Source organism: Pseudomonas sp. MDV22-iso1, assembly GCF_058145095.1.
In genome coordinates this window covers 25716-51782 of record NZ_JBYVMF010000031.1, presented here as the reverse complement: position 1 = coordinate 51782, position 26067 = coordinate 25716, and the positions used below count along the sequence as shown (strand labels likewise).

Here is a 26067-nt window from a genome sequence, read left to right as displayed (position 1 = left end):
GCGGTGCAGCATCCGACTTGCCCGCGATCCCCAGCCGAAGGCTGGGGACAACGAACCTGATGGAATATTTAAAGACATGAGCGACCAACAACTCGACCCGCAAGCCCTGCAACAGGAAGAAAACTCCCTGATCGCACTGCGCAAGGAAAAGCTGGCTGCCGAGCGCGCCAAGGGCAACGCCTTCCCGAACGACTTCCGCCGCGACAACTACTGCGATGCGCTGCAGAAGCAGTACGCGGACAAGACCAAGGAAGAGCTGGCCGAGGCTGCGATTCCGGTCAAGGTTGCCGGTCGTATCATGCTCAACCGTGGCTCGTTCATGGTGATCCAGGACATGACCGGTCGAATCCAGGTCTACGTCAACCGCAAGACCCTGTCCGAAGAAACCCTGGCCGCGGTGAAAACCTGGGACATGGGCGACATCATTGCCGCTGAAGGCACCCTGGCCCGTTCCGGCAAGGGCGACCTGTACGTCGAAATGACCAACGTGCGCCTGCTGACCAAGTCCCTGCGTCCACTGCCGGACAAGCACCACGGGCTGACCGACACCGAGCAGCGCTACCGCCAGCGTTACGTTGACCTGATCGTCAACGAAGACGTGCGCCAGACGTTCCGCGTGCGCTCGCAAGTCATTGCTCACATCCGCACCTTCCTGATGCAGCGTGACTTCCTGGAGGTGGAAACGCCGATGCTGCAAACCATTCCGGGCGGCGCGGCAGCCAAGCCGTTCGAAACCCACCACAACGCATTGGACATGGGCATGTTCCTGCGCATCGCGCCGGAGCTGTACCTCAAGCGCCTTGTGGTAGGTGGTTTTGAAAAAGTGTTCGAGATCAACCGCAACTTCCGTAACGAAGGCGTTTCGACTCGTCACAACCCTGAATTCACCATGTTGGAGTTCTACCAGGCGTACGCCGACTACGAAGACAACATGGACCTGACCGAAGAACTGTTCCGTGAGCTGGCGCAGCTGGTTCTGGGCAGCACCGACGTGCCTTACGGCGACAAGGTGTTCCACTTCGGCGAACCGTTCGTGCGTCTGTCGGTGTTCGACTCGATCCTCAAGTACAACCCTGAGCTGACCACTGACGACCTGAACGACATCGACAAGGCTCGCGCCATCGCCAAGAAAGCCGGCGCCAAGGTGCTGGGCTTCGAAGGCCTGGGCAAGCTGCAGGTGATGATTTTCGAAGAGCTGGTCGAGCACAAGCTGGAGCAGCCGCACTTCATTACCCAGTACCCGTTCGAAGTGTCGCCGCTGGCTCGTCGCAACGACGACAACCCGAACGTCACCGACCGTTTCGAGCTGTTCATCGGTGGTCGTGAAATCGCCAACGCCTATTCCGAGTTGAACGACGCGGAAGACCAGGCCGAGCGCTTCATGGCGCAGGTAGCCGACAAGGACGCCGGCGACGACGAAGCCATGCACTACGACGCCGACTTCGTTCGCGCGCTGGAGTACGGCATGCCGCCAACGGCCGGCGAAGGTATCGGCATCGACCGTCTGGTGATGCTGCTGACCAACTCCCCGTCGATCCGCGACGTGATCCTGTTCCCGCACATGCGGCCGCAAGCGTAAGTGTTTTAGTTAAAAAGCCGCCTTTCAAGGCGGCTTTTTATTGCCTGTCTGGTACAAACGTATCAACTTGTTACTTTCATGTGAGAGGAAATACCTGTCGTGATTCGTGCAATGGCTCAAGAAGGTGCAGCGGGTATCGCCACTGCGGTCGCTGAAAGTGTTCAGTACCAGGGTCGCAAGGCCAGCCGACAGGGCAGCGAGCAGCGTCGACAGGACATTCTCGATGCGGCCATGCGCATTGTCGTGCGCGAAGGCGTGCGGGCTGTACGTCATCGAGCAGTGGCTGCTGAAGCGGGCGTGCCGTTATCGGCGACGACCTACTACTTCAAAGACATCGACGACTTGCTCACCGATACCTTCGCTCAGTATGTGGAGCGTAGTGCGGCGTTCATGGCCAAGCTGTGGGTGAACAACGAAGGCCTGCTGCGCGAGATGGTGGTCAGCGGCGACGGCAGCCCCGAGTCTCGCTCGCAGTTGGCGGATGATATTGCGCGGTTGATGGCGGACTATGTTCACCACCAATTGGTGAGCCGCCGCGAACATCTGATGGCCGAGCAGGCGTTTCGTCAGGAGGCGTTGTTGAACCCGCGCCTGGCGCAGTTGGTGCGCTCGCATCAGCAAATTCTCCTGCAGGGTACGTGTCAGCTTTTCGAGGTGCTGGGTTCACGAGAGCCACAACAGGACGCCAAGGTGTTGACGGCGATTATCGGACGGATGGAATATCAGGGCCTGCTCAACGACGCCGAGCCTGCTGCCGAAGCGGAAATGCTCGGTATTCTCAATCGCTACATGCATTTGGTATTGGCGTCGGTATAACTCTGTGGGAGCCGGGCATGCCCGCGAGGGTGATCTGACATTCACCATGGATGTCGTCTGACACACCGTCATCGCGGGCAAGCCCGGCTCCCACTGATCGGTGTTTTGTTCATAGGGAGTGTTGAATGAAAACCTGGCGTGTCGTTGTGATCGCCTTGTCGTTCCTGCTGCTCAGTGGCTGCCTGGTGACCTTCAAGGAGCCGCTGCCCGAAAGCGATCCCGCGCCTAAAGGTTTGCTTGGCAAATGGACCAGCACCAACGCCTGGGGCGAGCCGATGAACCTGGAGCTCAGCCGCCTGGGCGACAGCCGTTATCAGGCCGTCAGCTATTTCAAGGCCAAACCCAAAACCCGCGAAGCCTATGCTTTCACCGTGTCGCGCCATGGTGATCGCTGGTACCTGTCAGCTAAAGTCCCGGCGCAATTTGGCGGGCATTTCATCATTGCCGGCTTCGAACTCAACGATCAGCATGAATTGGTGGTCTACAACCTCGATCTCGATCAGATCAAACAAGCTCTGGGCCAGAAAGTCTTCAGCGGCGAAGGCTTCCAGACCGACGACGGCGAGGGAGTACTGATCGACTCCCGCATGGATCAGGTTTTCGCCTGGCTCGATGATCCGGCCAATTCCGATGTCTTCGTCGAAGCGGTGCGTTATCAGCGCCTGGCCAGAGCCAAATAAATTCAGTGTTTACGGTTTGACTACAGGAGTTTCGGGTGGACGATTACCAGCAGACGATACGCATATTGTCCGATCGCATTGTGCTGGCACAGACACCGATTCGCGTCCTCGATGCGGTCAAATGGGATGACAGCATCCGCAAGGGTTTCCTCAAGGCCAAAGGCAAGGAAATGCCGGCGGTGGACCGCGATTACTACCTTAATCGGCCGCTTTCCTTCGACTCCAGCAAAGTGAAGCTGGAGTTCCAGAACATCGAGCGCGACATCACCCGCCAGCTTGGCCAGTTCAACCCGGTCGGGCAAATCATGCGACGCATGTGCAAGGAATACCGCATGGTGGTGCGCATGCTCGAAGCACGCGGTACCGAGGATTTCGGGCTTATTTCCCAAGAGCTGTACGGCGCGGCGTCCGACGCGTTCCACGCCGGCGACCCGACTTTGTCCGATCTGGGCTTGATGCTCTCCGATTACCTGAACAATATCGACGGCCGCGGCGACCTGAAGGACGAGCCGAAAACGCTCACCGCCAAGGACGCCGTGAATTTATTGCAAACCCGGTTGAGCAAAGTGTTTGGCGAGGCCGAGGAAACCATTCGCGTATTCGAGTCCGATGGCATTGTCGCGGACGCGGCGGCGGGCGCGGATTACATCAAGATCCGCACTGACGCGATGTTCAACGAGCGTGATGTGCGTGCTCTGGAAGTTCATGAAGGTCTGGTGCATGTCGGCACCACGCTGAACGGCCTGAACCAGCCGATTTGTACCTTTCTCTCCAAGGGCCCGCCTTCTTCGACGGTGACCCAGGAAGGCCTGGCGATCCTGATGGAAATCATCACCTTCGCCTCGTACCCGAGTCGCTTGCGCAAACTGACCAACCGCACCCGCGCCATTCACATGGTGGAGGAGGGGGCCGACTTCCTGCAGGTGTACGAATTCTTCCGTGAGCAAGGCTTCGAAATGCCGGAAAGCTACGGCAACGCCAGTCGCGTGTTCCGTGGCTCGGTGCCCAACGGTTTGCCATTTACCAAAGACTTGTCCTACCTCAAGGGCTTTATCATGGTTTACAACTACATTCAGTTGGCCGTGCGCAAGGGCAAGCTTGAGCAGATTCCGCTACTGTTTTGTGGCAAGACTACGCTGGAAGACATGCGTACCCTGCGCCAGTTGGTGGATGAAGGCCTGGTGGTGCCGCCCAAGTATTTGCCTGAACAGTTCCGCGACATGAACGCGCTGTCGGCGTGGATGTGCTTCTCCAACTTCCTGAACCACCTGAGCCTGGACCGGATCGAAGCGGATTATTCCAATATCCTCTAATGATCACGAAATTCCCTGTAGGAGTGAGCCTGCTCGCGATTACGGTTCAATATTCGACATTGATGTTGGCTGACAGACCGCTATCGCGAGCAGGCTCACTCCTACAGGGTTTAGTATTTCAATCCTTTAATACGAGGTTTCAACGGATGAGAATCCTCGGCATCCTCTGCCTTCTCCTGACCCTGGGCGGTTGCAGTTCGCTGCTGTTCTATCCCGAGCCAGGCCAGCTGTTCACGCCGGAAAAAGCCAAACTCGATTACCGTGAAGTCACCCTGACCACCGCCGACGGCCTCACGCTGAACGCCTGGTGGCTGCCCGCCAAACAAGGTGTCGAGGTCAAAGGCACGGTGCTGCACCTGCACGGCAACGGCGGCAACTTGCCGATGCACCTCGGCGGGAGCTGGTGGTTGCCTGAAGAGGGGTATCAGGTGTTGCTGGTGGACTATCGCGGTTATGGCTTGTCCGAGGGTGAGCCGAGCTTGCCGGCGATCTATCAGGACATCGATGCCGCGTTCAAATGGCTCGACCAAGCGCCCGAGGTCAAAGGTAAACCGCTGATCCTTCTCGGCCAGAGTCTCGGTGGTTCGATGGCCGTGCATTACCTGGTCCAGCACCCGGAACGCCAGAAACAACTCAAGGCGTTCGTGCTCGACGGAGTGCCCGCCAGTTACCGCAGCGTCGGCCAGTTCGCCTTGAGCACCTCCTGGCTGACCTGGGCGTTTCAGGTGCCATTGTCCTGGCTGGTGCCGGACGGTGACAGTGCGATCAACTCCATGGCTCAGCTCAATGGCGTGCCGAAACTGATCTACCACAGCATCGACGATCCGATCGTGCCCCTTTCCAACGGCATCCGACTGTATCAAGCTGCGCCGCCGCCGCGAGTGCTGCAACTGACCCGTGGCGGTCATGTGCAGACGTTCGCCGACCCGGTCTGGCGCAAAGTCATGCTGCGCTACCTTGACGATCCGCAGCATTTCAACGGCCTGCGCCGCCTGGGTGAAATCCCCAATTACCCGGCAACCCCGAATTCTGAAGATGAACCACCAGAGAGTCCGCAATGAGTGAAGAACGTAACGCCATCCCGCTGATCATCACCGGTATTTGCAGCATCCTCGGCACCGTCGCCGCCCTGTGGTGGTACGGCTACCTGCACTTCGCCAAACCCGAAGATGCGCTGCTGCTCAGCGACTTCACCATGCTCAAGACCGTGCCGGGCGAAGACTACAAGGTCTCCCTGGACCCGGCTCCGCAAGTCGCGCAGTGCATCGATGGAGTGCTGGTGCTGTTCGACACCGAGCAAAAAGGTTTGACAGGTGTGTTGATCAACGGCCAGAAAAAAGCGGTGCGGTGCATGGGGCAGGAAACGCCGCAGAAGCTGGAGCAGTAACTTCGTTTTGATCTTCAACAAAAAGCCCCGCCTGATCAGATCAGGCGGGGCTTTTAGTTACAGCGTGAGGCTTAGTTCGAGCTGACAGCCGAACGCGGGATCACTGGCTGGTTGTCGTTGGAAATAGTCACTTCCACACGACGGTTCATCGCACGACCCGAGACGCTGCCGTTTTCAGCAACCGGGTATTCCTTGCCATAACCCTGGGCAACGATGCGCGCTGGATCAACGCCCATTTTCACCAGAGCCATACGCACGGAGTTGGCGCGACGCTCGGACAGCGACTGGTTGTAGCTCGCTGCACCGGTGCTGTCGGTATAGCCTTCAACAATCACCTTACGGTCCGGGTTTTCCTGGAGGAACTGCGCCAGTTTGTTGATGTTCACCAGACCGCTGGATTTCAGGTCAGCCTTGTTGGTGGCGAACAACACGTCACCGAAGGTCACCAACGTACCGCGGTCGGTTTGCTTGGCGTTCAGGCTGTCCTGCAGCTGTTTGATCTGCTGGTCGCGAGCATCCAGGCGGGCCTGGGCACGTTGGGCCGATGCGTTTTTCAGATTCGCTTCAGCCGTGCGCAGAGCGATGGTCTGCTTCGCCACTTCAACACGCTGGTTGGTCAGGTAAGCCAACTGATCAACTGTCGATGCGTCTTCTTTATCCAGGTAAGCCTTGTTGGCCTTGTCCAGGTAGTCACTGGCGTCCTTGGTTTCCAACGCTGCGACTTTGCTCGCTTGCGGGTTGGTCTGCAGGCCGCTGTAATTGGTGCGAGCATTTTCCAGGTTCTGGTTCGGCGGCGTGGAGCAGGCAGCCAGTGCAACGCTTGCGGCCAGGAGAGCAGGGATCATCAATTGTTTACGCATAATAATTCGTCCTTTCTATCGATTAGAGCTTCAGGTCCGGGGTCGTGATGCGCGCTTACTGCACGGTGCGCTGACTTTCCTGACGCAGTTCCTGAACACCTTTCTGAGAGTCCTTCACAGCTTGTTCGGCTTTCATCGCCTGAGCTTTGCGTTCAGCGACGCGAGCGTCCCACTCAGCCTGTTGGGCCAGAGTTTTGGCTTCTTCGTATTTTTTGTCGTGCATGGCCAGCTCGGCTTGCTTGAGCTTGTCCTGCGCAGATTTCATTTCGACAGCGGCGAATTCGGTACCGCCAGCGCTCACGGCGCTGTTGACTGCAGATTCAGTCACGGCGAATTGTTCGGTCGGCGGGTTGCCGGCACAACCGGCCAGAACGAAGCTGGTGCCGATCGCAAGGGCAGCCATTTTCAGACCGCGCAGGTGAGTGAACGAAGATTTGGCAGTGCTGGTCGTCATGGTCTTCAACTCCATTGGAATTACTCCTGAAAAACTTAAAAATCCATCCTGGGCAAGGAGCCGTACCATTCATTTGCGAGGGCTTTTGAAACGGCCGTCCCAGGTGTGGTTACAGGGTACGACCCGAGTGATTTTTCAAAAGTTCAGAAAAGATGGCCTATCGCCCGAAAATACATTGAGAGAGCCGAAAAGGCTCTAGATCGGGAACTTTGGCGGTGCGCAATGGTATCCCCAGCCTTCTTGGCGCCTGAGATAACGCAATTTTGGAGGATGTGAAAGCCAATGGGGGAGTGAGCCTGCTCGCGATAGCGGTTGTTCAGCCAACCCGTGTTTTGATTGAACTGACGCCATCGCGAGCAGGTGAACGCCCACAGGTGATGCGGGGAAAGATCAGTGTTTTTGCTCGTCGCTGCCCGATGCAAGATCGTGCAAATGCCGACGGGACAACGCGAGAAAACGCGGGGTCGGACCGACGTCTTCGTACAGTGGGTCACCTTCTTCATCGGTGGCCACGACAGTCGAACCCTTCACATACGGAAAGCTTTTTTCGAGCTCTTCCAGCGCGGCGCCGATCAACTCGCCGAGCAGTTCTTCGGGTTGGCGTTTCGGGTACATCTCGGTGATCGCCGCCAATCGGGCTGCGGCCTCCATGTCCAGATGAATCTTGTAGCCCGTATCAGTCAGACGACCTTTGGCGTTTTCTTCCCAATGCTGGGCAAGCTCGCGAATTTTCATAACGACCTCATTACGCGCCTGCTCGTGGCAGGCCGGGGAGTGTCCGCCTGTAGTCGGCGGTAAGCCGTTGTACGGCTTACTCTTCAGACTAGCTTTTACCCGGTAGGTTTAAAGTCCCTTCGTCGTTTGCTTGTAAGAACGGGTCTGGAGCGGCACTCTTGATGTTCGTGGCCGACCGGATTTTTCCCTGGAGAACTGCTGATGACCGATATTGATGCACGCTTGCGTGAGGACGTTCACCTGCTGGGTGAGCTGTTGGGCAACACCATTCGTGAGCAGTATGGGGACGGCTTCCTCGACAAGATCGAGCAGATCCGCAAGGGCGCCAAGGCGGACCGACGTGGATCGATGGACGCTGAGCTGAGCGCCAGCCTCAATCAATTGAGCGAAGACGAGCTGTTGCCGGTCGCGCGGGCTTTCAACCAGTTTCTCAATCTGGCCAACATCGCTGAGCAGTACCAACTGATTCACCGTCGCGAGGAATCACAACCCGCGCCGTTCGAGTCCCGGGTGTTGCCGGAGTTGCTGGCTCGCTTGCGCGCCGAAGGCCACGGCGCAGAATCCCTGGCGCGGCAGTTGGGGCGACTGGAAATCGAACTGGTCCTCACGGCCCACCCAACCGAAGTCGCGCGTCGCACGCTCATTCAGAAATACGACGCCATCGCCGCACAACTGGCGGCTCAGGATCATCGCGACCTGACGACCGCCGAGCGCGAGCAGATCCAGTCGAAGCTGCAACGCCTGATCGCCGAAGCCTGGCACACCGAAGAAATCCGCCGCACGCGTCCGACGCCGGTGGACGAGGCGAAGTGGGGTTTCGCGGTGATCGAGCATTCCCTTTGGCAAGCCATCCCGAACTATTTGCGCAAGGCCGACAAAGCCCTGCATGACGCCACCGGCCTGCACCTTCCCCTCGAAGCGGCGCCTATCCGATTTGCGTCGTGGATGGGCGGCGACCGCGACGGCAACCCCAATGTGACCGCTGCCGTTACCCGCGAAGTGCTGCTGCTGGCGCGCTGGATGGCGGCGGATTTGTACGTGCGCGACATCGATCATCTGGCGGCCGAGTTGTCGATGCAGCAAGCCAGCGATGCACTCAAGGCCAAGGCCGGGGACAGCGCAGAACCTTATCGGACGGTGCTCAAGCAGTTGCGTGATCGGCTTCGCGCTACGCGTAACTGGGCACACGCTTCCTTGACGGCGACCACACCGGCAACCGCCGATGTGCTGCAAAACAATCGTGACCTGCTGGACCCGCTGGAGCTGTGCTACCAATCGCTGCATGAGTGCGGCATGGGCGTAATCGCCGACGGGCCGTTACTCGATTGCTTGCGCCGCGCGGTGACGTTCGGGTTGTTCCTGGTGCGTCTCGATGTGCGGCAGGATTCGTCACGGCACTCGGCGGCCATGACCGAAATCACCGACTACCTGGGCCTCGGTCGTTATGAAGACTGGAGCGAAGAAGAGCGCATCGCGTTCCTGATGCGTGAACTCAACAATCGGCGTCCGCTGCTGCCAGCGTATTTCAAACCGTCCGCTGACACCGCCGAAGTGCTGGCGACCTGCCGGGAAGTGGCCGCAGCGCCGGGTGCGTCGCTGGGCTCTTACGTGATCTCCATGGCGGGTGCCGCCTCCGATGTCTTGGCGGTGCAACTGTTGCTCAAGGAATCGGGCGTGTTGCGGCCGATGCGCGTGGTGCCGCTGTTCGAAACACTCGCCGACCTGGATAACGCGGGTCCCGTGATCGAAAAACTCTTGCTGCTGCCCGGCTACCGCGCACGCCTGCAAGGGCCCCAGGAAGTCATGATCGGCTACTCCGACTCGGCCAAGGATGCCGGCACCACGGCAGCGGCCTGGGCGCAGTATCGAGCGCAGGAACGGCTGGTCGATATCTGCCGCGAGCAGCAAGTGGAACTGCTGTTGTTCCACGGTCGTGGCGGCACCGTCGGACGTGGCGGGGGCCCGGCTCACTCGGCAATTCTGTCGCAGCCACCGGGTTCGGTGGCGGGGCGGTTCCGTACCACCGAGCAGGGGGAAATGATCCGTTTCAAATTCGGGCTGCCGGACATCGCCGAACAAAACCTCAATCTCTACCTGGCGGCGGTGCTGGAGGCGACCTTGTTGCCACCGCCACCACCGGAGCCTGCCTGGCGTCATTTGATGGACGAACTGGCCGCTGACGGGGTAAGCGCCTATCGCGCCGTGGTGCGGGAGAACCCGCAATTCGTCGAGTACTTCCGCCAGTCCACTCCGGAACAGGAGCTTGGACGTCTGCCTTTGGGCAGTCGACCTGCCAAGCGCCGTGCCGGTGGTATCGAAAGCCTGCGGGCGATTCCATGGATCTTCGGCTGGACCCAGACCCGCCTGATGCTGCCGGCGTGGCTCGGCTGGGAAGCGGCGCTGAGCAAGGCGCTGGAGCGAGGCGAGGGCGAGCTGCTGGGGCAGATGCGTGAACAGTGGCCGTTCTTCCGGACCCGGATCGATATGCTGGAAATGGTCCTGGCCAAGGCGGACGCCGATATTGCCCGGTCCTACGATGAGCGCCTGGTCGAACCGGATCTGCTACCGCTGGGCGCGCATTTACGCGACCTATTGTCGCAGGCATGCGCGGTGGTCCTGGGTCTGACCGGCCAGTCGCAGCTGCTGGCACATAGCCCCGCAACCCTCGAGTTCATTCGTTTACGCAACACGTACCTTGACCCGCTACATCTATTGCAGGCGGAACTGTTGGCCCGTTCGCGGCAGCAGGAGGTGGCGCAAGGCAGCCCGGTAGAACAGGCATTACTGGTGTCTGTGGCGGGGATTGCGGCTGGTTTGCGTAACACGGGCTAACATTTTTGCCGTGGTGTCCGACACCCGTATCGGGTGTCGGACGGCGGCATGACAGGCGTTAAAAAGTGCGGGCAGGCGACAGTTAATGATGGGGTTGCGACTTGGAGTACCGCGTCGCAAGCTCAGGTCCGGCGCGGGTTTCTCCGACTTTCGGCGGCTTGTGTGGGCAGGAACTGCTGTGTATCTTGATCAGCCTTTGGCCGTTTGGGCGGTCACGACCCTATTTTTGAGATTGGCCCCACGAGGCGAATCTGACGTTATCTATATAAAAAATTGAGGAGCACATCGATGCGCGTCATTCTGCTGGGAGCTCCCGGGGCCGGTAAAGGTACTCAGGCTAAGTTCATCACCGAGAAATTCGGCATTCCGCAAATCTCCACCGGCGACATGCTGCGTGCAGCGGTCAAGGCCGGCACCGAGCTGGGCTTGATCGCCAAAAGCGTCATGGACAGCGGTGGTCTGGTTTCAGACGACCTGATCATCAACCTGGTCAAGGAACGCATCAGCCAGGCTGATTGTGCCAACGGTTTCCTGTTCGACGGTTTCCCGCCCACCATCCCTCAGGCTGAAGCGCTGGTCAAAGCCGGCGTGGAGCTGGATCACGTGGTCGAAATCGCTGTCGACGATGAAGAAATCGTTCAGCGTATTGCCGGTCGTCGTGTTCACGAAGCCAGCGGTCGCGTGTACCACACCGTCTACAACCCGCCAAAAGTCGCGGGCAAGGACGACATCACCGGTGAAGAACTGGTACAGCGCAAGGACGACACTGAAGAAACGGTTCGTCATCGTCTGTCGGTCTACCATTCCCAGACCAAGCCACTGGTTGAGTTCTACCAGGCGCTGTCTGCCGCTACCGACGGCAAGCCGAAATACAGCCACATCGCTGGCGTCGGCTCGGTTGAAGCGATCACTGGCAAGGTGCTTGAAGCGCTGAGCTGATAACCGCTTGATCTTCTACGGCCCGCTTGCGGGCCGTAGTTGTTTATACTGGCGCACTTTTTCTGACCTCTCTTACGGAAACATCGATGAGCACCTTGCTGGCCCTGGACACCGCGACTGAAGCTTGCTCCGTTGCATTGCTGCATGACGGCAAGGTTACGAGCCATTACGAGGTGATCCCGCGCCTGCATGCGCAGAAGTTGCTACCGATGATTCAGCAATTGCTGGCTGACGCCGGAATCACGCTGCAAGCGGTTGACGCCATCGCATTCGGCCGAGGCCCTGGTGCGTTCACGGGCGTGCGCATTGCCATTGGTGTGGTGCAGGGGTTGGCGTTTGCCCTGGAGCGCCCGGTGCTCCCGGTATCGAACTTGGCCGTATTGGCGCAGCGGGCCTTCCGTGAACACGGCGTGAGCCAGGTCGCGTCGGCAATCGATGCGCGGATGGATGAAGTGTATTGGGGCTGCTACCGCGAGACGGCAGGGGAGATGCGCCTGGTCGGCAACGAAGCGGTGTTGCCGCCGGAAGTTGCGGCATTGCCTGCCGATGCCAGTGGCGAATGGTTCGGCGCCGGGACCGGTTGGGGATATGCCGAGCGCATCGGCGTCAGCCTGAACGGCCAGGACGAGGGCATGTTGCCACACGCCGAAGACCTGTTGACCCTGGCGCGTTTCGCGTGGGCGCGTGGTGAGGCGATTGTGGCGGATGAGGCGCAACCGGTTTATCTGCGCGATAAGGTGGCCACTCCCAAGGCGCGTTGATTTACCCTTTATTCTGTGGCGAGGGAGCTTGTCGAATCGTCGCACCGTCCCGCTGGGCTGCGAAGCGGCCCCCAGTGACCGGCAACTGCACCGCGCAGCCTGGACTTGCGACTGCTTCGCAGCCCAGCGGGACGGTGCGACGATTCGACAAGCTCCCTCGCCACAGCAAGCTCCCAGCAAGCTCCCTCGCCACAAAAACGGGTCTCGCATAGAACCAATCGTCAGTTTCCAGCCCCCGCTTTTAAACCTTTTGCCTTTTATGTGTTCTAGTTATCACTCGGCGGTTTGCGAAGGGCGTTGCGCGCCACTAAACTGCCATCATCGATACCGAGCATGACTTTATGCGTATAGACGGCTTCTCCTCTCAGTCCTACCCCATCAAGCGCCAACCGCGCAAAGGCACTGTGGTGGAAGACGAGACCGTTGATATCGACGGTGAGCTGGAGTTTCCCTCCGAAGAGCAATTGGCCGCCCGCGCCGCCAAAGCCTCCGCACAACGCCTGAGCAATCTCCCTGCCCGTCAGCAAGACATGCTTTACCACCGAGCCATGAGTAAAAGCGTCTCGATGGCCCTGGCCAGCTATCTCAGCACTGCCGGTTTTGTCGATTGGGATGCGGATGTGCTGGGCCTCGATCTGTACATCTGATGTTGTTGCCGTACTACCTCGGTTGCCCATCGTGGAGTGAAAGCGCCTGGCGCGACTACCTCTATCCGCAAGACGCTAAACCCGCCGAATTTCTCAATCTCTACACTCAAGTGTTCAACGCCGTGGAAGGCAATACGACTTTCTACGCGAGCCCGGCTGCCGACACCGTGCAGCGCTGGGCCGACACCATGCCTGAGCACTTTCGCTTCACCGCCAAGTTTCCCGGCGACATCAGCCACAACGGGGACCTGCGCGATCAACTGACCGCCGCTGAAACCTTCGTGCAATTGCTCAGCCCCCTCGGTGAGCGGGTGTCGCCACTGTGGCTGCAATTGGCAAAAAGCTTCACGCCTCAACGATTGCCCGAACTGGCCGGTTTCATCGATGCGCTGGATCGACCACTGGCTGTCGAGGTGCGGCACCGGGATTTTTTCGCCAAGGGTGACGGCGAGCGCCTGCTCAATCGGCTGTTGCTGGATCGCGGTGTCGAGCGCATCTGCCTTGATCCCCGTGCACTGTTCAGTTGCACTTCGACCGATCCTTCGGTGCTGCATGCCCAATCCAAAAAGCCCAACGTCCCGACCCGTCCGGCAGCGTTCACGCAATGTCCGCAGGTGCGCTTCATTGGCCACCCGCAGCTTGAGGCGAATGATTCATTCCTGGTGCCTTGGGTCGAAAAAATAGCGCAGTGGATCGAGGAAGGGCGCACGCCTTATATCTTCCTGCACACCGCCGACAATCTGCAGGCCGCGAGACTCGCACAGCGGTTTCACGCGCAACTGATGCTGCGTTTGCCTGGCTTGCCGGCGCTGCCTGAGCTATATAGAGAGCCCGCTGCGGAGCAACTTGGTTTGCTCTGAGGCGGGTTTTTCGTCCTTCTCAGGAGCCTGCCAAATGGATGCGCAAACCCTTCGAGCCCAAGCGTTCAAAGCGCTGCATGAACGTGATGGGGCTTTTGTCATTCCCAATCCGTGGGACGCCGGCTCGGCGAAAATGCTCGCCAGCCTGGGTTTCGAGGCGCTGGCGACCACCAGTGCCGGTTACGCCTTCTCCAACGCCCGCCCCGATGGCGGATTAACGCTGGACGACACCCTGGCAAATGTCCGAGCGATCGTTGCGGCGACGGACCTTCCGGTGGCGGTCGATCTGGAAAACGGCTTCGCTGACGACCCTGCTGAATGCGCGCAGAGTGTTTTGCGTGCTGCAGAGGCCGGTGCTGTCGGCGGTTCGATTGAGGACGCCACCGGGCGCGAAGACGCGCCGATCTATTGCTTTGAACACGCCGTCGCACGCGTCAAAGCTGCCGTCACCGCCGCGCGCAGTTTGCCTTTTCCTTTCATGCTGACGGCCCGGGCCGAGAACTTCCTGCATGGCAATCCCGATCTGGCAGACACGATCCGCCGCTTGCAGGCATTTGCTGAGGCGGGCGCCGACGTGTTGTATGCGCCGGGTCTGCGCAGCGCTGAAGATGTGCTGGCGGTGGTCCGTGCCGTCGCGCCAAAACCGGTCAATGTATTGATGTCCGGTGGGCTCAAATTGACGGTCGAGGAGTTGAGCGAAATGGGCGTCAAACGCATCAGTGTCGGTTCGGCACTGGCCTTGGCGGCGTATGGCGAATTTTTCCGCGCAGCCGAAGAAATCAAGACGTCTGGCACATTCGGGTTCACCTCGAGGTCCATGCCCTACGCCAAGGCCAATCAGTTGTTCAAAGGCTGACGGTGCGGTTTCGGTGGTGGCTGTTGTTGCTGCTGTTGATCATCGGTGCGGGGGCCGTGGGTGTCTGGCGTGGCTGGATCTCGCTTGCGCCGCAGTGGAACCCTTGGGCGCCGCTGGATGTGAAAGCGGCGCCCAATGTGTTGACCCGCTACAAACTCATGCGCCTGCGTGATGATCCCCAGCTGTGTGATCAAGCCCTCGCCAGCTCGGGCCTGCGGGTGAGTCGACAAGCCGACAGCCCCGGCGCGACCTGTCCGCTGCTCAATACCCTGCGTGTGCAGGGCGGTCAGGCGGCCCTGAGCAGCAGCTTCCTCGCGAGTTGCCGACTGGCCGTCTCGTACGCGCTGTTCGAGCACCACGCCCTGCAGCCTGCGGCTCAAGCCGTCTATGGGCAGGCAGTGACGCGTGTCGACCACCTCGGCAGTTTTGCCTGCCGCAATGTCTACGGGCGCGAGAACGCTCGACGCAGTCAGCACGCATCGGCCGATGCCCTGGACATTGCCGGTTTTCGGCTGGCGGACGGTCGCTCGATCAGCGTGCTGAAGGATTGGCCGAAGGACAATCAGGATGCGCGGTTTTTACGCCAGGTCCGGGATAGCGCCTGCGAGATGTTCAGTGTGGTGTTGAGCCCGGACTACAACGCTGCCCATCGCAATCACTTTCATGTCGATGTTGGCCCGTGGTGGGTGTGTCGCTGAGGGCTATGCGGCGATGCGCAGGTTTTGCAGGACGATCGGGCGAGCCCAGCCGATATCGAAGTCAAAGTTCTTTTGCTGTTCAACCAGCTCCTGCGGCGCAAACGGCGGGAACGGTTTGTCCAGCAGATCGAGTTCGAATTCGGCGATTGGCAGGTGCAGCGCGCGCGGCTGTGGCGCCGGGCCTGGCGCTGGCAAGGGCTGGCCGGCGGTGAGCACGAGCGGTCGAACCCAGCCGCTCTCGAAGTCCTGCTGTTTCTGCTGAGCCACAACTTCGTCGTCTGGAAACGGTGGGAAGGGCTTGTCTGCCAGGTCCATCTCGAACTCGGCAATCGGCAGGAAGAGCGGCTCTGGCGGGCGTACTTCGGTGTCTTTCACGTCACATTCACGCTGGGACATGATGTGCGCCAGCAGGTCGCTGCCGACGGTAGGTTCGACCGGGCTGTCGAGGTCCACCGGTGGGAAATCCAGCGAAGCGGGCAGCACCGCCTCCTTCGACTGATCGGCCAGGGCCCGGGCAAAAAAATCCTGCCAGAGGTGACTGACGCCGCTCAGTGCTTGGGAGTTTCGCAGGCTGTAATCGCCGTAGGGCGAGATAAAACCTGTGATGGTGGGTTGAATGTCTGACATTTCTCTCGGTCGACGCTCAGCTCTGGCAAAATGCTCGATAGTTTTGTTATCGGCCGTTTTTGCCGATCATTAATTTTTTGAGCGTTTTTTCCCATGATTGAGCAACCCGCGGCCTGCCGCATTCATGTCCAAGCCCTGAGCGCGACCTATCAGCCACAGGCCGAACAATGGGCCGAGCGCCTGGACTTGCCAATGCAGGTGGATGACGCTGAGTTCGCGCTGCAGGTCGGGGAGCAGGGCTTGCAGCTTCAACAGCTGGGCCCGGACGCCCCGGGGCCGGTGCGTGTGGATTTCGTGGAAGGCGGGGCGGCCCATCGCCGGCTGTTCGGCGGCGGCACCGGGCAGATGATTGCCAAGGCAGTCGGCATCGCTCAAGGCGTGCGGCCTCGCGTGCTGGACGCCACGGCGGGCCTGGGCAAGGACGCATTCGTGCTGGCGAGCCTGGGGTGTGAGATGAGCCTGATCGAACGGCAGCCATTGATCGGTGCCTTGCTGGAGGACGGTCTGCTGCGCGGTGCTGAAGATTTCGACGTGGCGCCGATTGTGGCGCGCATGCGTTTGCTCAAGGGCAATTCGATCGAGGTGATGCGCAACTGGGAAGGCGAGCCGCCGCAGGTGATCTACCTCGACCCGATGTTCCCGCACCGTGAGAAAACGGCGTTGGTGAAGAAGGAAATGCGCCTGTTCCGGCCGTTGGTAGGGGACGATCCGGATGCACCGGCCTTGCTTGAAGCGGCGTTAGCGTTAGCCAGCCATCGGGTGGTGGTCAAGCGTCCGCGCAAGGCACCGTGTATCGAGGGACCCAAGCCAAGCCATGCGCTGGACGGGAAATCGAGCCGATATGATCTTTATCCGAAGAAGGCGCTGAAGTCTTAAATCGAGTCGGCGCCATCGCGGGCAAGCCCGCTCCCACAAGGTCTGCGTCACACCACAGATCATCGTGGGAGCGGGCTTGCCCGCGATGGCGCCTGATCAGTCACCCAATAACTATCAGGCTGTCGCCGGTCGATACGCCCGCATAAACAACCCCACCACTTCCTGCACATGGCTCTCCGCCGCATCCCCGGTCAGCGGCTCACCACAGCCATACAGCAAACGAAAATTCCCCGCGCCCTTGAGCAGGCAAAAGAAGTGCTCGGCCGCGTTGCGCGGTTTTTCGATGTGCAGCGCGCCACTCTGATCCACCTTGGCCAGCAAGCGCTCCATGCCATGCAGCATGCGCTCGGGTCCCGCTTCGAAGAAAATCAGTGAGAGTTTCGGGTCCTGGCTGCCCAGGGTCATGATCAATCGATGCAGGTTCACCGATTCATCGCTGTTGATCAGCTGATGAAAGCCGCGCGCGATGTTCAGCAGCACCTTTTCCACCGCGATGCCGTCCGGCAACTCGAAAAAATCCGGCGGTAATTGCTCCTCGCATTTGGCGACGACAGCGGCAGAGAACAGCGTTTCCTTGTCATTGAAATGGCTGTAGACCGTCAACTTCGACACGCCAGCCTCGGCTGCCACTGCGTCCATGCTGGTGTTCGCATAGCCATTGCTCAGGAACAGGATTTTCGCCGCATCGAGGATCGCCTGGCGCTTGGCCAGATCCTTGGGACGGCCCGGACCATTGGGTGCTGAAAGATTGTTCGACATTTTTCGCTTTAATACTGGACTGGTGAGTTTGCTATTAATAACATACTGGCCAGTATAATTATTCCAAGCACCATTAGCGAAAGGTCCTTCACCATGTTCCGCTATGCCTTGCCCCTCGCGTTGCCAGTCACTCTGGCTTTTTTATTGTCCGCGTGTGGGCACGAAGAGGCGCCCCAGGTCACCATCCGACCGGCCATGGTGGTGCAGCCAGAGCCATCGGCGCAGGCCATGGAGAGTTATCCCGGTGAAGTGCGGGCTCGCTACGAGCCGGAGCTGGCGTTTCGCATTGGCGGTAAAGTCAGCCGACGACTGGTCGAAGAAGGGGACCGGGTCAAGGCCGATCAGCCCTTGGCGGAACTCGATCCGCAGGACGTGCGCCTGCAACTGGAAGCTACCCGCGCCCAGGTCGCGGCGGCCGAAGCCAACCTCAACCTGGTCCGAGCCGAGCGTGATCGCTACAAGACGCTGATGGAGCGTCAGATGATCAGCCGTTCGGCGTACGACAATGCCGAAAACCTTTACCGATCCGGTGAGGCGCGTCTCAAGCAAATAAAAGCCGAATTCAACGTATCGACCAACCAGGCGAGCTACGCCGTGCTGCGTGCGCCACAGGACGGTGTGGTGGCCAAGCGCGCGGTGGAAGTCGGGCAAGTCGTGGCGGCCGGGCAAACCCTGTTCACCCTCGCCACTGATGGCGAGCGTGAAGTGCTGATCAGCCTGCCTGAGCAAAACTTTGGCCGCTTCAAGGTGGGCCAGCCGGTGTCCGTGGAACTCTGGACGCAACCGGATCAACGGTTCGCCGGACGGATCCGCGAGCTGTCGCCTGCTGCTGACCCAAGGTCGCGCACCTTTGCCGCGCGTATCGCCTTTACTGCTGGCAAGGTACCTGCCGAACTGGGTCAGAGTGCCCGGGTATTCATCCAGGCGGCGGACGTGGTGTCGCTGTCGGTGCCGCTCTCGGCGGTCACCGCGCAGGACGGTGCTACTTACGTTTGGGTACTGGGTGCCAATAACACCCTGAAAAAAACGCCGGTTCGGATCGGTGCATTCGGCGAGAAAACCGTACCGGTGCTCGAAGGCCTGAGTGTCAATGATTGGGTGGTCGCGGCCGGTGTTCATGTGCTTCACGACGGGCAGCAAGTGCGCCCGGTGGATCGCTCCAACCGTGTGGTCAATCTGGCGGACAAGGAGTAGGTCCCGATGGGTTTCAATCTTTCCGCCTGGGCGCTGCGCAATCGCCAGATCGTCCTGTTCCTGATGCTTTTGCTGGCAGTGGTCGGTGCGCTTTCCTACACCAAGCTCGGACAAAGCGAAGATCCGCCGTTCACGTTCAAGGCGATGGTGATTCGTACGAACTGGCCCGGCGCTACGGCTCAGGAAGTGTCCCGCCAGGTCACCGAGCGCATTGAAAAGAAGCTGATGGAAACCGGCGAGTACGAGCGCATCGTGTCGTTCTCCCGTCCGGGCGAATCCCAGGTGACGTTCATCGCGCGCGATTCCATGCACTCGGTGGACATTCCCGAGCTTTGGTATCAAGTCCGCAAAAAAGTCAGCGATATTCGCCATACCCTGCCGCCCGGTATTCAGGGCCCTTTCTTCAATGATGAATTCGGCACCACCTTCGGCAACATCTATGCCCTGACCGGTGACGGTTTCGATTACGCCGTGCTCAAGGATTATGCGGACCGCATCCAGATCCAGCTGCAACGGGTCAAGGATGTGGGCAAGGTCGACCTGCTGGGATTGCAGGACGAGAAAATCTGGATCGAGCTGTCCAACGTCAAGCTCGCCACCCTCGGGTTGCCACTGGGGGCTGTGCAGCAAGCCCTTGAAGAGCAGAACGCCGTGTCCACTGCCGGGTTCTTCGAAACCACCAGCGAGCGATTACAGCTACGGGTGTCGGGGAATTTTCAGACCGTCGACGAGATAAAAAACTTCCCGATCCGCGTCGGTGATCGCACGTTCCGCATCTCCGATGTGGCGGACGTGCGTCGTGGCTTCAATGATCCCCCCGCGCCGCGCATGCGCTTCATGGCGCAGGACGCCATCGGTCTGGCCGTTGCGATGAAGTCTGGCGGCGACATTCTGGTGCTGGGCAAGGCCCTGGAAGTCGAGTTCGACCGCATCCAGCAAAACCTTCCGGCGGGCATGCAATTGCGCAAGGTCTCGGACCAGCCCGCCGCCGTGAAAACCGGCGTCGGCGAGTTCATCCAGGTGCTGGTGGAGGCCTTGGCGATTGTTTTGCTGGTGAGTTTCTTCTCCCTGGGCGTGCGCACGGGCATGGTCGTGGCGCTGGCGATTCCACTGGTGCTGGCGATGACGTTTGCCTGCATGTATTACCTGGGCATCGGTCTGCACAAGATTTCCCTGGGCGCGCTGGTGCTGGCGCTGGGGTTGCTGGTGGACGATGCGATCATCGCCGTGGAAATGATGGCGATCAAAATGGAGCAGGGTTTCGACCGGATCAAGGCAGCCAGTTATGCCTGGACCAGTACCGCATTCCCGATGCTCACCGGCACCTTGATCACGGCGGCCGGTTTCCTGCCGATCGCCACCGCGCAATCGGGGACGGGCGAATACACCCGTTCGATCTTCCAGGTCGTGACCATTGCGTTGATCGCGTCATGGATCGCCGCCGTGGTGTTCGTGCCGTATCTGGGGGAAAAGCTGCTGCCGGACCTGGCGAAGATTCATGCTGCCAAACACGGTGCCGGCCAACCGGACCCTTACGGCACACCTTTCTATCAGCGCGTCAGACGCCTGGTGGAGTGGTGTGTGCGCTGGCGCAAGACCGTGATCGTGCTGACCATTGTGTTGTTTATCGGCTCCATCGCGCTCTTTCGCTTCGTGCCGCAGCAATTCTTTCCGGCATCGGGTCGTCTGGAGTTGATGGTCGATCTGAAGTTGGCCGAAGGCGCGTCGCTGAGCAACACCGCCGAGGAGGCCAAACGTCTTGAAACCCTGCTCAAGGATAAGGCCGGCATCGACAACTATGTCGCCTACGTGGGCACCGGTTCACCGCGTTTTTACCTGCCGCTGGATCAACAACTGCCGGCAGCGAGCTTCGCGCAATTTGTCGTCCTGGCCAAAACCATCGAGGAGCGCGAAAGCCTGCGCACCTGGCTGATCGAAACCCTTAACGAACAATTCCCGGCGTTGCGCTCGCGGGTCACACGCCTGGAAAACGGTCCGCCCGTGGGCTATCCGGTGCAGTTCCGTGTGACCGGCGAACACATTGAGGAAGTCCGCGAACTGGCACGCAAAGTCGCGGCGAAGGTTCGCGAGAACCCGCATGTGGTCAACGTTCATCTGGACTGGGAAGAGCCGAGCAAAGTGGTGTACCTGAACGTCGATCAGGACCGTGCCCGGGCGCTTGGCGTCAGTACCGCGAACCTGTCGAAGTTTTTGCAAAGCTCCCTGACCGGTTCCAGTGTCAGCCAGTACCGCGAAGACAATGAATTGATCGAGATTCTGCTGCGCGGCACCTTGCACGAGCGCACCGAGTTGTCATTGCTGCCAAGCCTCGCAGTGCCCACCGACAATGGCCGCAGTGTGGCCCTGTCGCAGATCGCCACCCTGGAGTATGGCTTCGAAGAGGGCATCATCTGGCACCGCAATCGCCTGCCGAACGTGACAGTCCGCGCTGACATCTACGGCAAGGAACAACCGGCGACATTGGTTGCGCAGATCATGCCGACGCTCGATCCGATTCGCGCAGAATTGCCGGACGGCTACCTGCTGGATGTCGGCGGCACTGTGGAAGATTCTGCACGGGGGCAGAACTCGGTGAAGGCTGGCGTGCCGTTGTTCATCGTGGTCGTGCTGACGTTGCTGATGCTGCAACTGCGCAGTTTCTCTCGCACGGTGATGGTGTTCCTCACCGCGCCACTGGGACTGATCGGTGTGACCCTGTTCTTGCTGGTGTTCCGACAGCCGTTCGGGTTTGTGGCGATGCTCGGCACCATCGCGCTGTCCGGGATGATCATGCGTAACTCGGTGATTCTGGTGGACCAGATCGAGCAGGACATCGCCGCTGGTCTGAAGCCCTGGCAAGCGATCATCGAAGCCACTGTGCGACGCTTCCGGCCGATCGTGCTGACCGCGCTTGCGGCGGTGCTGGCGATGATTCCACTGTCTCGCAGCGTGTTCTTCGGGCCGATGGCAGTGGCGATCATGGGCGGCCTGATCGTGGCGACAGCATTGACGCTATTGTTCCTGCCGGCGCTGTACGCCGCATGGTTCCGAATCAAGAAAGAAACCACCTGACCCCCGTAGGAGCTGCCGCAGGCTGCGATCTTTGATCTTGCTTTTAATAAACAAGATCAAAAGATCGCAGCCTGCGGCAGCTCCTACAGATTCGTTTTACAGCGTGCCGAAAACTTTCTTCGCCAGGCTGGTCGCGGCGGCGGCCGGGTTGTTGCGGATGGTTTCTTCCTGCTTGCCGATCATCTCGAACAAGCCGTTCAGCGCCTGCTCGGTCACGTAGCTCTCGATGTTGGCATTCTTGGCGTCCAGCACACCCAAGGTGGCCGCTTGCCCAGCGAACGAGTTGTACTGCTTGGCCAGGCCAACCTGATCGGTGGCTTGTTTGACGATGGGCAGGAACTTCGCGCGAATCTGCTCGCGGCTGGTTTTGTTGAGGTACTGAGTGGCGGAGTCGTTGCCGCCGCTGAGAATGCCTTTGGCATCTTCAACACTCATTTTTTTCACGGCATCCACCAGAATCGGCTGGGCCTGGGTCACAGCCGTTTCAGCCGCTTTGTTCATGCTGGTTTCCAGCTGATCGACCTGACTGCCCATACCGAACTGTTTCATTTTGCTGGCGACTTTGCCCAGCTTGCCCGGCAGTTCGATTTTGACCTCGGGGTTGTTGCTGAACCCACCGGGCGTGCCAAGTTGTTTGACTGCCACTTGAGCACCTTGCGTCAGGGCATCCTTGAGACCGCCGGTGGCGTCTTTTTGTGACAGGTCACTGAGCGACAGCGCCAGGGCGTTGGTGCAGATCAGCAAACCTGCACACAGACCGGCGAAGCGAAGGGTGGGGCGGAGCATGGCGGCTTCCTTGTACTTGAATAGCGTTAGCGAACGGCGTCGACACGGATTTTCAACGGCTGCGGATCGCTGCCATTCAGTTGCACGGCGTGGTGTTCGGTGGTGATGAAGATCAGCTTGCCATCCACTTCGATGCGCGCACTGACCGAGTAGCGGTGGCCAGGATTGACCTGGACCGGATCGTAGCTGAGATGAAATGGCAGCGGCACCTGACCCTTGACCGGGCCTTTCTGTTCATCGAGGACAAGCGCGGGCGCGTCGGCCAGCGACACGTCCTGCAAGCTCACCGTCAGGGTCGCGTTCGGTGGCAGGGCGATGCGTTGAAGGTAGAAGACTTCGCCATCAAGGCTGGTTTTGGTGGCAGGTGCCATCGACTGACAGGCGCTCAGCAGGGTGGCGGCGGCCAATAGAGTGAGTTTTTTCATCGGGTATCTCCAATCATTGTGGGAGCGAGCAGGCTCACTCCCACACGTTTTCATCAAATCTCGGGTTGTACGGCGATCTGGTCCGCCGCATCTTCACTGCGATGCAGCGCCACCTGACGGATCGACAAGCGAATTTCCGCCGGCAGTACACGCTTCGCCGCACCCTCAGCCAATTCGCCCAGCAGCTCGTGATAGCTCAGCTTGCCGGCTTCATCGCGGCGCAAGACGTCCAGGTCCAGCATCGTCTGGATGAAGTGGCGGAACAGGCTCTTGTCGAAGAACTCGGGGGCGTTCAGCCCATGAAGGATCGACAGGCGCTGGGCCATGACCGTGCACAGGTCCTCGAGCTCTTCGGCACTGATGCTGTTCTGGCCGCTGTTGAGCAGCAGGGACACGGTCATGTAAAAGCGCTGCAGGGTCTGGGCGATGCTCTTCGACAGCAAGGTGAGCAGCACGAAATGCCGCGAACTTGGCGCAGGACGCAGGTACACGTTGTTCTCGAAGCGCAGCAACCCTTGTTCAACGAAGGCCTCGAGCCATTGATCGACCACGGCGTCCAGCTCGTCCAGGGACCAGCGAATGAACAGTTCCGATTGCAGGTACGGATACAGCGCCCGGGTATAGCGCAGGATCTGTTCGCGGCTCATGCGTGACGCGCTCTGGAAGAAACTCGCGAGCAGCGCCGGCAGGGCAAAAATGTGCAGCACGTTGTTGCGGTAATAGGTCATCAGGACTGCATTCTGCTCGTCCAGATACAGAATTTTGCCGAGCGCATCGCTCTGCTCGGACAGCAGGTCCATGTCCTTCACATGTTTGATCAGCGCTCGTCCATCACCTTCCGGCAGGGTGGTGTGCGGCGAATATGGCACTTTGCGCAGCAGCGCCAGATAGAGGTCGAGTACGCGCGCCATGGCGCGATCGTCCAGGGCCAGGCGGGTGGTGGACAGCAAGGCGAGGGCGACCAGATTGACCGGATTGATGGCGGCCGCTTCGTTCAGGTGCTGCGCGACTTTTTCCCCGAGACGGTTGGTGGTTTCGTTGAGCCACGCCGGTTTGAATTGCGGCCCTAATTCCTGTTGGCGCCAGTCTGGCTGTTCGCTGTCGAGGAATTCCGCGAGTTTGATCGGCTCACCGAAGTTCACCGCCACCTGACCAAAGCGCTGCTTGAGGGCGCCGATGACTTTGAAGATGTCGAAGATCGATTCTTTCTTCTTGGTGGCGCCACGCAGTTCGCCCAGGTAAGTCCGGCCTTCCAGTACACGCTCGTAACCGATGTACACCGGAATAAAAACGATCGGCATGCGCGAGGAGCGCAGGAAGCTGCGCAGGGTGATCGCAAGCATCCCGGTTTTCGGTTGCAGCATGCGCCCGGTGCGCGAGCGGCCGCCTTCAACGAAGTACTCAACCGGGAAACCTTTGGTGAACAGCGTGTGCAGGTATTCGTTGAACACCGAGGTGTAGAGCGGGTTGCCCTTGAACGTACGGCGCATGAAAAACGCCCCGCCACGGCGCAAGAGACTGCCAATCACCGGCATGTTCAGGTTGATCCCGGCGGCGATGTGCGGCGGCGTCAGGCCATTGCGGAACAGCAGGTACGACAGCAGCAGGTAGTCGATATGGCTGCGGTGGCAGGGGACATAGATGACCTCGTGGCCCTGGGCGACCTTCTGCACACCTTCGATGTGGTTGACCTTGATTCCGTCGTAGATCTTGTTCCAGAACCAGCTCAGCACCACTTCGAGGAAGCGGATCGCGGTGTAGGTGTAGTCCGAGGCAATCTCGTTGCCGTAACGCAGGGCCTGCGCCTTGGCTTTTTCGGGCGAGATGTTTTCGCGCTCGGCTTCGTCGAGGATCGCCTGTTTCACCAGCGGCTGGTTGAGCAAGCCTTTGACCAGGTTGCGACGGTGGGAAATGTCGGGACCGATCACGGCGGCTTTCAGGTTGCGAAAGTGCACCCGCAGGATGCGCTGGGCCATGCGCACGGTGCGTTCGTGGCCTTTGTTGTGATCGATCAGTTCGCGCAGGTGGATCGGCGCGGAGAACTGCACGCGCGTCTTGCGCCCCAACACGATGATGCTCAGCAGGCGACGCAATCGCCCGGTGACCGCCCAGCTGTCCGCGAACAGCAGTTTCCACGGGCTCGACTCACTGTCCGGCGACTGGCCCCAGAACACGCTGACCGGAATGATCTGCGCATCTTCGGCGGCATTCTGGCTCAGTGCGCTGACCAGGCGGGTGAGGGTGGGCGGTGCGCCGCGTTTGTCCTGACGGCCAAGCCAGTCCGGTTCCGGCGTCAGGTAGAAGAACGCCGCAGGTTCCAGCAGGTTGCCCACCGATACGGGCAGCACCGGGCGCGGCAGGCCGGCTTTGGTGCATTCGGTATCGACCACGGCAAGGTCGGTCAGCGAAGGGTTTTGCAGGACGTAGAACACCGGACGACTGCGGTCGAGGTTGAGGGTAAAGGACGACTGGTTGATCGTCTCCGAGCGAACCCAGAGGTACAGCAGTCGGCGCAAGGTGCCAAACACAAGACGACGGAACGGGGAGCGGGTCATACGGCTTCTGCATGAGTGAATAAAACCGAGCAGGTGCTCGGGCGGTGGATAGTGTGCCGGATTCATCGAAAATCGGCAAAAAAGCGGCTAAGTAAACTTGAGTTGAGAGTTTTTGCGTCTGTCATATACTCGCCCGCTCAACAATAAAAAGAAGGGGTACTGAGTTATGGCTGCGCGCGAGACCGGCAATGTGAAGTGGTTCAATGACGCCAAGGGCTACGGCTTTATTCAGCGCGAAGACGGGGTGGACGTGTTCGTGCACTACCGCGCGATCCGCGGCGAAGGTCACCGTTCGCTGGCTGAAGGTCAGCAGGTTGAATATGCGGTGGTGACGGGGGAGAAGGGGTTGCAGGCTG

The 26067-nt window shown here is 59.7% G+C and carries 25 protein-coding genes; 17 read left to right on the top strand and 8 right to left on the bottom strand.

The features are described from left to right. Positions 1-76 precede the first annotated feature (76 nt). The 6 genes from lysS to AC3ZVB_RS25660 all read left to right on the top strand — a co-directional run bounded on the left by lysS (position 77) and on the right by AC3ZVB_RS25660 (position 5775). Positions 77-1579: a lysine--tRNA ligase gene (gene lysS, locus AC3ZVB_RS25685; RefSeq protein WP_490148081.1), complete on the top strand. Its 1503-nt coding sequence runs from the start codon at positions 77-79 to the stop codon at positions 1577-1579. A 99-nt stretch (positions 1580-1678) separates the two neighbouring features. After that, positions 1679-2395 (top strand): TetR/AcrR family transcriptional regulator, encoded by a 717-nt coding sequence (locus AC3ZVB_RS25680; protein WP_178114348.1) that lies wholly within the window; start codon positions 1679-1681, stop codon positions 2393-2395. Positions 2396-2520: 125 nt separating this feature from the next. Next, positions 2521-3075: a hypothetical protein gene (locus AC3ZVB_RS25675; protein WP_194691245.1), complete on the top strand. Its 555-nt coding sequence runs from the start codon at positions 2521-2523 to the stop codon at positions 3073-3075. Positions 3076-3110: 35 nt separating this feature from the next. Continuing rightward, on the top strand, positions 3111-4388 hold the full coding sequence (locus AC3ZVB_RS25670) for a flavohemoglobin expression-modulating QEGLA motif protein (RefSeq protein WP_162440798.1): 1278 nt from the start codon (positions 3111-3113) through the stop codon (positions 4386-4388). A 146-nt stretch (positions 4389-4534) separates the two neighbouring features. Beyond that, complete coding sequence (locus AC3ZVB_RS25665; RefSeq protein ID WP_490148080.1) at positions 4535-5449, top strand: alpha/beta hydrolase; 915 nt, start codon at positions 4535-4537, stop codon at positions 5447-5449. Further along, positions 5446-5775 carry a PA3694 family proteiin gene (locus tag AC3ZVB_RS25660; RefSeq protein ID WP_162440800.1) on the top strand — a complete coding sequence of 110 codons (330 nt, stop codon included), beginning with the start codon at positions 5446-5448 and terminating at the stop codon, positions 5773-5775. Before AC3ZVB_RS25665 ends, AC3ZVB_RS25660 begins: the two co-directional genes overlap by 4 nt. Before the next feature lie 71 nt (positions 5776-5846). Here AC3ZVB_RS25660 and lptF read toward each other — a convergent pair whose 3' ends face one another. The 3 genes from lptF to AC3ZVB_RS25645 all read right to left on the bottom strand — a co-directional run bounded on the left by lptF (position 5847) and on the right by AC3ZVB_RS25645 (position 7824). Beyond that, positions 5847-6635 carry a lipotoxin F family OmpA-related lipoprotein LptF gene (lptF, locus tag AC3ZVB_RS25655; RefSeq protein ID WP_162440801.1) on the bottom strand — a complete coding sequence of 263 codons (789 nt, stop codon included), beginning with the start codon at positions 6633-6635 and terminating at the stop codon, positions 5847-5849. A 55-nt stretch (positions 6636-6690) separates the two neighbouring features. Further along, on the bottom strand, positions 6691-7104 hold the full coding sequence (locus AC3ZVB_RS25650; protein WP_162440802.1) for a DUF4398 domain-containing protein: 414 nt from the start codon (positions 7102-7104) through the stop codon (positions 6691-6693). Positions 7105-7479: 375 nt separating this feature from the next. Next, the gene (locus tag AC3ZVB_RS25645; protein WP_162440803.1) at positions 7480-7824 is read right to left on the bottom strand and encodes a pilin assembly protein; all 345 of its coding nucleotides are present in this window, start codon (positions 7822-7824) and stop codon (positions 7480-7482) included. A 201-nt stretch (positions 7825-8025) separates the two neighbouring features. Between AC3ZVB_RS25645 and ppc the strand changes: the two genes are divergently transcribed. From ppc to AC3ZVB_RS25610, 7 genes are all read left to right on the top strand, one after another. Further along, positions 8026-10656 (top strand): phosphoenolpyruvate carboxylase, encoded by a 2631-nt coding sequence (gene ppc / locus AC3ZVB_RS25640; RefSeq protein ID WP_490148079.1) that lies wholly within the window; start codon positions 8026-8028, stop codon positions 10654-10656. A gap of 288 nt (positions 10657-10944) precedes the next feature. Further along, a complete protein-coding gene (gene adk / locus AC3ZVB_RS25635; protein WP_490148078.1) occupies positions 10945-11595 on the top strand; it encodes an adenylate kinase in 651 nt (216 codons plus the stop codon). Between the two features lie 86 nt (positions 11596-11681). Continuing rightward, a complete protein-coding gene (tsaB, locus tag AC3ZVB_RS25630) occupies positions 11682-12356 on the top strand; it encodes a tRNA (adenosine(37)-N6)-threonylcarbamoyltransferase complex dimerization subunit type 1 TsaB (RefSeq protein WP_490148077.1) in 675 nt (224 codons plus the stop codon). Between the two features lie 341 nt (positions 12357-12697). After that, positions 12698-13003, top strand: a complete 306-nt coding sequence (locus tag AC3ZVB_RS25625) for a hypothetical protein (RefSeq protein WP_162440807.1) — start codon at positions 12698-12700, stop codon at positions 13001-13003. After that, entirely contained in the window at positions 13003-13863 is an 861-nt protein-coding gene (locus AC3ZVB_RS25620; RefSeq protein ID WP_490148076.1) for a DUF72 domain-containing protein, read from the top strand. The genes AC3ZVB_RS25625 and AC3ZVB_RS25620 overlap by 1 nt, the downstream gene beginning before the upstream one ends. Before the next feature lie 34 nt (positions 13864-13897). Next, positions 13898-14719 (top strand): isocitrate lyase/PEP mutase family protein, encoded by an 822-nt coding sequence (locus AC3ZVB_RS25615; RefSeq protein WP_162440808.1) that lies wholly within the window; start codon positions 13898-13900, stop codon positions 14717-14719. Positions 14720-14721: 2 nt separating this feature from the next. Beyond that, entirely contained in the window at positions 14722-15417 is a 696-nt protein-coding gene (locus tag AC3ZVB_RS25610; RefSeq protein WP_162440809.1) for an extensin-like domain-containing protein, read from the top strand. A gap of 3 nt (positions 15418-15420) precedes the next feature. On the opposite strand, the gene AC3ZVB_RS25605 is transcribed toward AC3ZVB_RS25610, so the two are convergent. Beyond that, positions 15421-16044, bottom strand: a complete 624-nt coding sequence (locus tag AC3ZVB_RS25605; protein ID WP_194691236.1) for an energy transducer TonB — start codon at positions 16042-16044, stop codon at positions 15421-15423. Between the two features lie 93 nt (positions 16045-16137). Between AC3ZVB_RS25605 and AC3ZVB_RS25600 the strand changes: the two genes are divergently transcribed. Next, on the top strand, positions 16138-16920 hold the full coding sequence (locus AC3ZVB_RS25600) for a class I SAM-dependent methyltransferase (RefSeq protein WP_490148075.1): 783 nt from the start codon (positions 16138-16140) through the stop codon (positions 16918-16920). A 114-nt stretch (positions 16921-17034) separates the two neighbouring features. On the opposite strand, the gene AC3ZVB_RS25595 is transcribed toward AC3ZVB_RS25600, so the two are convergent. Further along, complete coding sequence (locus tag AC3ZVB_RS25595; protein ID WP_490148074.1) at positions 17035-17679, bottom strand: TetR/AcrR family transcriptional regulator; 645 nt, start codon at positions 17677-17679, stop codon at positions 17035-17037. Positions 17680-17772: 93 nt separating this feature from the next. On the opposite strand from AC3ZVB_RS25595, the gene AC3ZVB_RS25590 reads away from it, so the two are divergent. Continuing rightward, positions 17773-18873, top strand: a complete 1101-nt coding sequence (locus AC3ZVB_RS25590; RefSeq protein ID WP_162440122.1) for an efflux RND transporter periplasmic adaptor subunit — start codon at positions 17773-17775, stop codon at positions 18871-18873. Positions 18874-18879: 6 nt separating this feature from the next. Then, a complete protein-coding gene (locus AC3ZVB_RS25585) occupies positions 18880-21945 on the top strand; it encodes an efflux RND transporter permease subunit (RefSeq protein ID WP_162440123.1) in 3066 nt (1021 codons plus the stop codon). Positions 21946-22041: 96 nt separating this feature from the next. On the opposite strand, the gene AC3ZVB_RS25580 is transcribed toward AC3ZVB_RS25585, so the two are convergent. From AC3ZVB_RS25580 to plsB, 3 genes are read right to left on the bottom strand one after another with little or no spacing between them, the layout of a single operon-like run. Continuing rightward, positions 22042-22731 carry a DUF4197 domain-containing protein gene (locus AC3ZVB_RS25580; RefSeq protein ID WP_162440124.1) on the bottom strand — a complete coding sequence of 230 codons (690 nt, stop codon included), beginning with the start codon at positions 22729-22731 and terminating at the stop codon, positions 22042-22044. Between the two features lie 26 nt (positions 22732-22757). Continuing rightward, positions 22758-23156: a YbaY family lipoprotein gene (locus AC3ZVB_RS25575; RefSeq protein WP_162440125.1), complete on the bottom strand. Its 399-nt coding sequence runs from the start codon at positions 23154-23156 to the stop codon at positions 22758-22760. 53 nt (positions 23157-23209) lie between these two features. Beyond that, the gene (gene plsB / locus AC3ZVB_RS25570; RefSeq protein ID WP_490148073.1) at positions 23210-25711 is read right to left on the bottom strand and encodes a glycerol-3-phosphate 1-O-acyltransferase PlsB; all 2502 of its coding nucleotides are present in this window, start codon (positions 25709-25711) and stop codon (positions 23210-23212) included. 166 nt (positions 25712-25877) lie between these two features. On the opposite strand from plsB, the gene AC3ZVB_RS25565 reads away from it, so the two are divergent. Beyond that, on the top strand, positions 25878-26067 hold a 190-nt coding region (locus tag AC3ZVB_RS25565), incomplete at its 3' end, for a cold-shock protein (protein WP_490148072.1).

Coding starts and splice junctions, on each gene's coding strand:
- lysS (WP_490148081.1), top strand. CDS start 77: ATGAGCGACCAACAACTCGACCCGCAAGCCCTGCAACAGGAAGAAAAC.
- AC3ZVB_RS25675 (WP_194691245.1), top strand. CDS start 2,521: ATGAAAACCTGGCGTGTCGTTGTGATCGCCTTGTCGTTCCTGCTGCTC.
- AC3ZVB_RS25665 (WP_490148080.1), top strand. CDS start 4,535: ATGAGAATCCTCGGCATCCTCTGCCTTCTCCTGACCCTGGGCGGTTGC.
- AC3ZVB_RS25660 (WP_162440800.1), top strand. CDS start 5,446: ATGAGTGAAGAACGTAACGCCATCCCGCTGATCATCACCGGTATTTGC.
- lptF (WP_162440801.1), bottom strand. CDS start 6,635: ATGCGTAAACAATTGATGATCCCTGCTCTCCTGGCCGCAAGCGTTGCA.
- AC3ZVB_RS25650 (WP_162440802.1), bottom strand. CDS start 7,104: ATGGAGTTGAAGACCATGACGACCAGCACTGCCAAATCTTCGTTCACT.
- AC3ZVB_RS25645 (WP_162440803.1), bottom strand. CDS start 7,824: ATGAAAATTCGCGAGCTTGCCCAGCATTGGGAAGAAAACGCCAAAGGT.
- ppc (WP_490148079.1), top strand. CDS start 8,026: ATGACCGATATTGATGCACGCTTGCGTGAGGACGTTCACCTGCTGGGT.
- adk (WP_490148078.1), top strand. CDS start 10,945: ATGCGCGTCATTCTGCTGGGAGCTCCCGGGGCCGGTAAAGGTACTCAG.
- tsaB (WP_490148077.1), top strand. CDS start 11,682: ATGAGCACCTTGCTGGCCCTGGACACCGCGACTGAAGCTTGCTCCGTT.
- AC3ZVB_RS25625 (WP_162440807.1), top strand. CDS start 12,698: ATGCGTATAGACGGCTTCTCCTCTCAGTCCTACCCCATCAAGCGCCAA.
- AC3ZVB_RS25620 (WP_490148076.1), top strand. CDS start 13,003: ATGTTGTTGCCGTACTACCTCGGTTGCCCATCGTGGAGTGAAAGCGCC.
- AC3ZVB_RS25615 (WP_162440808.1), top strand. CDS start 13,898: ATGGATGCGCAAACCCTTCGAGCCCAAGCGTTCAAAGCGCTGCATGAA.
- AC3ZVB_RS25605 (WP_194691236.1), bottom strand. CDS start 16,044: ATGTCAGACATTCAACCCACCATCACAGGTTTTATCTCGCCCTACGGC.
- AC3ZVB_RS25600 (WP_490148075.1), top strand. CDS start 16,138: ATGATTGAGCAACCCGCGGCCTGCCGCATTCATGTCCAAGCCCTGAGC.
- AC3ZVB_RS25595 (WP_490148074.1), bottom strand. CDS start 17,679: ATGTCGAACAATCTTTCAGCACCCAATGGTCCGGGCCGTCCCAAGGAT.
- AC3ZVB_RS25590 (WP_162440122.1), top strand. CDS start 17,773: ATGTTCCGCTATGCCTTGCCCCTCGCGTTGCCAGTCACTCTGGCTTTT.
- AC3ZVB_RS25585 (WP_162440123.1), top strand. CDS start 18,880: ATGGGTTTCAATCTTTCCGCCTGGGCGCTGCGCAATCGCCAGATCGTC.
- AC3ZVB_RS25580 (WP_162440124.1), bottom strand. CDS start 22,731: ATGCTCCGCCCCACCCTTCGCTTCGCCGGTCTGTGTGCAGGTTTGCTG.
- AC3ZVB_RS25575 (WP_162440125.1), bottom strand. CDS start 23,156: ATGAAAAAACTCACTCTATTGGCCGCCGCCACCCTGCTGAGCGCCTGT.
- plsB (WP_490148073.1), bottom strand. CDS start 25,711: ATGACCCGCTCCCCGTTCCGTCGTCTTGTGTTTGGCACCTTGCGCCGA.